This window comes from Mycolicibacterium rhodesiae (assembly GCF_002086695.1).
Taxonomy (GTDB): Bacteria; Actinomycetota; Actinomycetes; order Mycobacteriales; family Mycobacteriaceae; genus Mycobacterium; species Mycobacterium rhodesiae.
Map to the genome: position 1 here is coordinate 74,853 of NZ_MVIH01000020.1, position 6,048 is coordinate 80,900.

At 66.5% G+C, this 6,048-nt stretch carries 9 protein-coding genes; 5 read left to right on the top strand and 4 right to left on the bottom strand.

The window, feature by feature from the left end; translation table 11 throughout:
- Window positions 1-31 precede the first annotated feature (31 nt).
- From BST42_RS25870 to BST42_RS25880, 3 genes are read left to right on the top strand one after another with little or no spacing between them, the layout of a single operon-like run.
- Window positions 32-583, top strand: a complete 552-nt coding sequence (locus BST42_RS25870; protein WP_083122547.1) for a hypothetical protein — start codon at window positions 32-34, stop codon at window positions 581-583.
- Between the two features lie 5 nt (window positions 584-588).
- Complete coding sequence (locus BST42_RS25875) at window positions 589-789, top strand: Trm112 family protein (protein ID WP_083122549.1); 201 nt, start codon at window positions 589-591, stop codon at window positions 787-789.
- A gap of 34 nt (window positions 790-823) precedes the next feature.
- Complete coding sequence (locus BST42_RS25880; RefSeq protein ID WP_083122551.1) at window positions 824-1,636, top strand: 1-acyl-sn-glycerol-3-phosphate acyltransferase; 813 nt, start codon at window positions 824-826, stop codon at window positions 1,634-1,636.
- A gap of 4 nt (window positions 1,637-1,640) precedes the next feature.
- On the opposite strand, the gene BST42_RS25885 is transcribed toward BST42_RS25880, so the two are convergent.
- Genes BST42_RS25885 through BST42_RS25895 form a run of 3 tightly spaced genes read right to left on the bottom strand, consistent with a single transcriptional unit; the run spans window position 1,641 to window position 3,783 of the window.
- Window positions 1,641-2,258 (bottom strand): TetR/AcrR family transcriptional regulator, encoded by a 618-nt coding sequence (locus BST42_RS25885; protein WP_083122552.1) that lies wholly within the window; start codon window positions 2,256-2,258, stop codon window positions 1,641-1,643.
- Window positions 2,255-3,085, bottom strand: coding sequence for an ABC transporter permease (locus BST42_RS25890; protein ID WP_083122554.1), 831 nt, complete (start codon window positions 3,083-3,085; stop codon window positions 2,255-2,257). Before BST42_RS25890 ends, BST42_RS25885 begins: the two co-directional genes overlap by 4 nt.
- Entirely contained in the window at window positions 3,019-3,783 is a 765-nt protein-coding gene (locus tag BST42_RS25895) for an ABC transporter ATP-binding protein (protein WP_083122556.1), read from the bottom strand. Before BST42_RS25895 ends, BST42_RS25890 begins: the two co-directional genes overlap by 67 nt.
- Window positions 3,784-3,842: 59 nt before the next feature.
- On the opposite strand from BST42_RS25895, the gene BST42_RS25900 reads away from it, so the two are divergent.
- On the top strand, window positions 3,843-4,457 hold the full coding sequence (locus BST42_RS25900; protein ID WP_083122558.1) for a DNA-3-methyladenine glycosylase: 615 nt from the start codon (window positions 3,843-3,845) through the stop codon (window positions 4,455-4,457).
- Window positions 4,458-4,484: 27 nt separating this feature from the next.
- Window positions 4,485-5,756 carry a tyrosine--tRNA ligase gene (gene tyrS, locus BST42_RS25905; protein WP_110918787.1) on the top strand — a complete coding sequence of 424 codons (1,272 nt, stop codon included), beginning with the start codon at window positions 4,485-4,487 and terminating at the stop codon, window positions 5,754-5,756.
- 77 nt (window positions 5,757-5,833) lie between these two features.
- Here the strand turns inward: tyrS and BST42_RS29955 are convergent.
- Window positions 5,834-6,048, bottom strand: a 215-nt coding sequence (locus BST42_RS29955; RefSeq protein ID WP_207569578.1) for a hypothetical protein, incomplete at its 5' end; no start/stop codon positions are given.

Below are 6,048 nucleotides of genomic sequence, written 5' to 3' on the forward strand. Positions count from 1 at the left end.
AATCGCAGATCGCCACGCGTCGGAGGAATGCATGACAACCCAGACCGTTTCACGTCACTGGCGTCGCGCCGTCCGCGGCACGGCGATCGGTGCCCTGACCGCTGGGCTGCTGGTCGGCGTAGGCGCGCAACGGGCGCTGGCGGACCCGAGCACCGCACCGGCCACCCCCACGGCCCCGGCGACAGCGGATGCCAACGGCGTCCCGCAATTCCAGAGCGCTGACCAGTTGCTGCTGTTCATCGACCAGAACTACGACCAGGGCGCCAGCGGCGGTCAGTTGTCCAACCTGATCAAGTCGGTGATGAAGCTGCGGGCGCAGGGCATCAAGCCGTCGAGAACCAATATCGCCGAGATCCAGAACGCGCTGCAGTACCGCCCGAATCAGAAGCCGCTGATCGAGGCGCTGCAGAACACCTTGGGTTACCAGCAGAAGATCTTCGCCCAGATGCAGCTCCTGCAGCAGGCGCAGCAGCGGCAGCAGAACAATGCCGTGATGGGGGCCGGTCAGATGCCCAGCGACGGCGCACCGACGATCGGCGGCAACAACGCCCCGGCGGCGGCGCCTCCGGCTGTGAGCCCGTAGCCCTGATGCTCGACCAGAAGCTGCTGAACATCCTGGTGTGCCCGGCCGACCGCGGGCCGCTGCTGCTGGTGGACGAACTTCTGTACAACCCCCGACTGCACAAGGCCTACCGAATAGAGGACGACATCCCGGTGTTGCTGGTCGACGAGGCCGTCGACGTCAGCCCCGAGGAGCACGAGCGTCTGATGGCGCGCTCGGCTTCCTAGAACCCGCCTGGTCAATCGGGCGTACCGTTACGCCATGGGGGACGCCGTCGTCGCCGAGCAGCTACCCGGCGAACTCGCCAAGTGGGATCCCTCCTTCACCCGGCACGTGCTTGGCCGGATGTGGCCGTTGTTGCGGTTGTATTTTCGCGCCGAGGTCCGTGGACTCGGGTTGATGCCGCGGTCGGGCGGCGCTCTGGTGGTGTGCAATCACTCCGGGGGCATGTTGACGCCCGATGTGCCGATCTTCGGGCCGGCGTTCTATGCCGAGTTCGGTTATGGGCGGCCCCTGTACACGCTGGCGCACTACGGAATCTTCGTCGCTCCATGGGGTCCGCTGCTGCCACGTCTGGGCGTTGTGCACGCCAGCCCGGAGGCGGCCAGGGCAGCATTGGACGCCGGGGCCGTCGTACTGGTCTTCCCTGGCGGTGACTACGACGCCTACCGGCCCACACCACGGCAGAACGCGATCGACTTCGACGGCCGCACCGGCTATGCGCGTACCGCGATAGAGACGGGTGTGCCGATCGTGCCGATGGTCTCGATCGGCGCCCAGGAGACCCAGTTCTTCCTCGGTCGTGGCACTCGCTTCGCGCATCTGTTGGGGCTCAACAAGATTCGAATGGAGGTTCTGCCCGTGACGGTCGGTCTCCCGTTTGGGCTGACTGTCACCTTCCCGCCGAATCTGCCCCTGCCCTCGAAGATCGTGATGGAAGTCCTCGAACCAGTGGATCCCGCGGCGTTCGGGAGGCATCCGGATGTCGACGAGGTCGACACCCACGTGCGCCGGGTGATGCAGCGGGCGCTGAACCGGCTGTCGCGCCAACGGCGTTTCCCGATCCTGGGTTGAGGGGTCAGTACAGCGAAGGCAAGTCGCCGGTGAGGTAGCGCTGCAATGTGGGCGCGATGGTTTCGCTGATCTGTTCCGGCGTCAGTGAGGCGAACGGCTCGAGCCCGATGATGTAGCGCGCCATCACCACACCCACCAGTTGCGAGGCCACGAACTGCACGCGCAATCGTCCCGTGCCAGGCGGGTTGTCCACTCGACGCCCGACTTCGGCGGTGACGATCTCTTGGAGGAACGAGCGGACCAGCGCCACGTCGGCACCGGCCAGCAGTGATCGCATCGTCGCGATCAGCCCGTTGCCCATTTCCGAATCCCACAGCGGCAGGAGGATCGAGGGGAGGACCCGGCCTAGTTCGTCGACCGGGGTGTCGCGCAGCGGAACGAGGACGGCCATCGGGTCGATCGGGATGTTGATCGCCGCGGCGAACAGCTGTTCCTTGGTGCCGAAGTAGTGGTGCACCAGGGCCGAGTCGACTCCGGCGGCGGCGGCGATCGACCTGATAGAGGTCTTGTCGATACCGTTGCGGGCGAACAGTTCTCGCGCGTTGGTGAGGATTCGTTCGCGGGTGTCGGAGGCGCCCCGGGGCCGTCCGGGGCGCTTGGCCTGCCGGGGTTCGGCGGTCACGGGGTGCGCCGCCGCAGAGTGGCCGCGGCCAAGGCCATCGCCGCAATCGCGAAAGCGAGGACCACGATGATGTCCCGGATGGCCATGGTGGTCAGGTCGGTGTGGGTGTTCACCTGCTGCAAGGCCTCCAGCGCGTAGCTGGCCGGCATCGCGTTGCTGATCCACTCCAGCCAGGTCGGCATCTGATTGCGCGGCACGATGATCCCGGCGAGCAGCAACTGGGGGACGATGACCACTGGCATGAACTGGACGGCCTGAAACTCGGTGCGGGCGAATGCACTTGCCAGCAGGCCGAGCCCGACGCCCAGCACCGCGTTGATGACCGCGATGACGAACACCCAGACCGGGCTGCCTAAGGTGTCGAATCCCAACAGCCAGAACGCGACGACACACGCCAGGATCGCCTGTGCGGCGGCCGCGACCGAGAATGCCGTGCCGTAGGCCGCCAGCAGATCAAGCCGGCGCAACGGGGTGGTCAGGATTCGTTCCAGCGTGCCCGACGATCGTTCGCGTTGCATGGTGATCGAGGTGATCAGGAACATCACGAACAACGGGAACAGCCCGAGCAGGATCAGGCATGCGGTCTGGAACGGCGAGACCGCCCCGGGGAACTTCGGTACGTCGTCGAACATGAAGTACATCAACGCGATCACCGCGCTGGGCACCACGAGAATCATTGCGACACTGCGATGGTCGGCCCGCAGTTGGCGCAGGATACGGGCCGTGGTGGCCAGATAGGCGCCCAGATAAGTACGGAGCCTCAGCTTGCTGACGCTGCGGTGCTGTGCCTGATGATGGACAGGAACGCTTCCTCGAGTGACGTGCATCCGGTGTCCTCTCGCAGTCGGGCGGGGGTGGTCTGGGCCAGCAATCGGCCCTCGCGCATGAGGAGCAGGCCCGCGCAGTGGTCGGCCTCGTCCATCACGTGGCTGGACACCAGCAAGGTGGTGCCCCGTCGGGCCAGTTCGTCGAACTGAGCCCACAGGTCCACGCGCAGCACGGGATCGAGGCCGACGGTCGGTTCATCGAGCACCAGCAGGTCCGGTTGACAGACCAGCGCGCAGGCCAGCGACACCCGGGCGCGCTGTCCGCCGGACAGGTTGGCGCAGTACGCCGCGGCGTGATCGCGCAGTCCGACGTCGTCGACCGCGCGATCGGCCACCGCGGGGGCGGCGCCATACAGCGCGGCGAAGTAGCGGACGTTGTCGATGACCCGGAGGTCGTTGTAGATCGTCGGATCCTGGGTGACGTAGCCGACCCGGTGCCGCAGTGCGGGGGAGCCGGCCGGGTGTCCGAGCACGGTCACGGTTCCCGATGTGACGATCTGGGTGCCGACGATGCTGCGCATCAGCGTGGTCTTGCCGCAGCCCGACGGGCCGAGCAGTCCGGTGACCGAACCGCGGGGGATCGTCACCGAGATGTTGTGCAGGGCGACCCGTTTTCCGCGCACCACGTGCAGCCGCTCGACCCGGATAGCGGGGTGGGCAGGGCTCGTCAGTAATTCATCACCCGATGAACTCATCACGCGATGAATAATGCTCCCCGGCGCAGGGCAGGTCAAGGCCTGGGGCAGAATTTCGTCCGATGGGTGGCGATCAGCTGGATACGGATCCGGTCTCGGCGGCGCGACTGCTGCTCGGCGGGGTGATCAGCTGCCGGGGTGTCAGCGCGCTGATCGTGGAGGTCGAGGCCTATGGTGGTCCGCCGGACGGGCCGTGGCCGGACGCCTCGGCCCACTCGTATCGGGGTCCGAGTATCCGCAACAACGTGATGTTCGGTCCGGCAGGCCACCTCTATACGTATCGAAGCCACGGCATCCACGTCTGCGCCAACGTGTCGTGCGGCCCTGACGGCACGGCGGCTGCGGTGCTGGTGCGGGCCGCGGCGATCGAGTCGGGTCTGGATGTGGCGCAGGTCCGTCGCGGTCCGTCGGTGCGCCCGGCGGCGCTGGCCCGCGGCCCGGGCAACCTGTGTTCTGCGCTGGGCATCGTGATGGACGACAACGGAGCCGATGTCTTCGATCCGGCATCGCCGGTGACCGTCGAGCTCGGTGACGGGAATGGTCCGGAGAGTGCCGGCCCGCGGGTCGGGGTCTCGCAGGCGGCCGATCGGCCGTGGCGATTTTGGCTGACCGGACGTCCGGAGGTGTCGGCCTACCGTCGCAGTCCGCGCGCGCCAATCCCGGGCGCGAGCGACTGAGCGCATCCCATGCGGGAAGATCAACGCATGAGCACGACGATTCTCGATGAGTTGGGCTGGCGCGAGCTGATTGCGCAATCGACCGATATCGACGCGCTCGCCGCGGCGGCCGCGCAGCCACCGATGACCGTCTATTGCGGATTCGATCCGACCGCGCCGAGCCTGCACGCGGGAAACCTGGTGCCGTTGCTCACACTTCGGCGATTCCAGCGGGCCGGGCACCGACCGATCGTGTTGGCCGGCGGCGCCACGGGCATGATCGGTGATCCTCGTGACACCGGCGAGCGGACGATGAACACCACCGACACCGTCGCGCAATGGGCCGAGCGGATCCGCGGGCAGCTGGAGCGGTTCGTCGACTTCGACGACTCACCCAGCGGCGCGGTGATGGAGAACAACCTGAATTGGACCGCGCAGCTGAGCGCGATCGATTTCCTGCGCGACGTCGGCAAGCACTTCTCGGTCAACGTGATGCTCGACCGCGACACGATCCGGCGCCGGCTCGACGGCGACGGCATCTCGTACACCGAATTCAGCTACATGCTCCTGCAAGCCAACGACTATGTGGAACTGCACCGGCGCTACGGGTGCTCACTGCAGATCGGCGGCTCCGATCAGTGGGGCAACATCATCGCGGGGGTGCGGCTGGTCCGCCAGACGCTGGGCGCCGGCGTCCATGCGCTGACGGTGCCGCTGGTCACCGCTGCGGACGGAACCAAGTTCGGCAAGTCCACCGGCGGCGGCAGCCTGTGGCTGGATCCCGAGATGACCAGCCCTTATGCCTGGTACCAGTACTTCGTCAACACCGCCGACGCCGACGTGGTCAAGTACCTGCGCTGGTTCACGTTCTTGTCGGCCGACGAACTGGCCGAGCTGGCACAGGCCACCGCGGAACGCCCGCATGAGCGGGCCGGACAGCGCCGGCTGGCCCAGGAACTCACCACATTGGTGCACGGTCGGGCTGCGACTGACGCCGTCGAGCACGCGTCGCAGGCGTTGTTCGGCAGGGGCGAGCTTTCCCGCCTCGATGAACCGACGCTGTCGGCCGCGTTGCGGGAGACGACGGTGGCCGAGCTCGGCCCAGGCGGAGCGGACGGCATCGTCGATCTATTGGTGGCCACCGGCCTGTCGGCGAGCAAGGGCGCCGCCAAGCGCACGATCGCCGAGGGGGGCGTATCGGTCAACAACGAGAAGATCGACAGCGAGGACTGGGTGGCACAACCGTCCCATTTCCTGCACGGGCGCTGGTTGGTGCTGCGCCGCGGGAAGCGGAATGTCGCTGGGGTACAGCGGGTTTGAGCCTTCGGTGCGCCCGCGAAACGCCGATCTAGCAGGCGATTTGACTCGCCGTTAGCTCGTCTGTAACTTATTCCAAGTCAGAGCGGCCCGGCCAAGCCGGAGAGCGCGAAGACCTCCCGGGAATCAAACCTGGCAACAGGGTTGTTGCTCTTGTCCGCACGATATCTCCGCGGCCTTCGGGTCGCGGGATAGCTGCGCGGTCGAGTGGGTGACTGGGGTGTGTTGTTTGAGAACTCAATAGTGTGTTTGGTGGTTTTTGTTTGTTGTTGTTTTTTGCCGTGCCCTGATACCC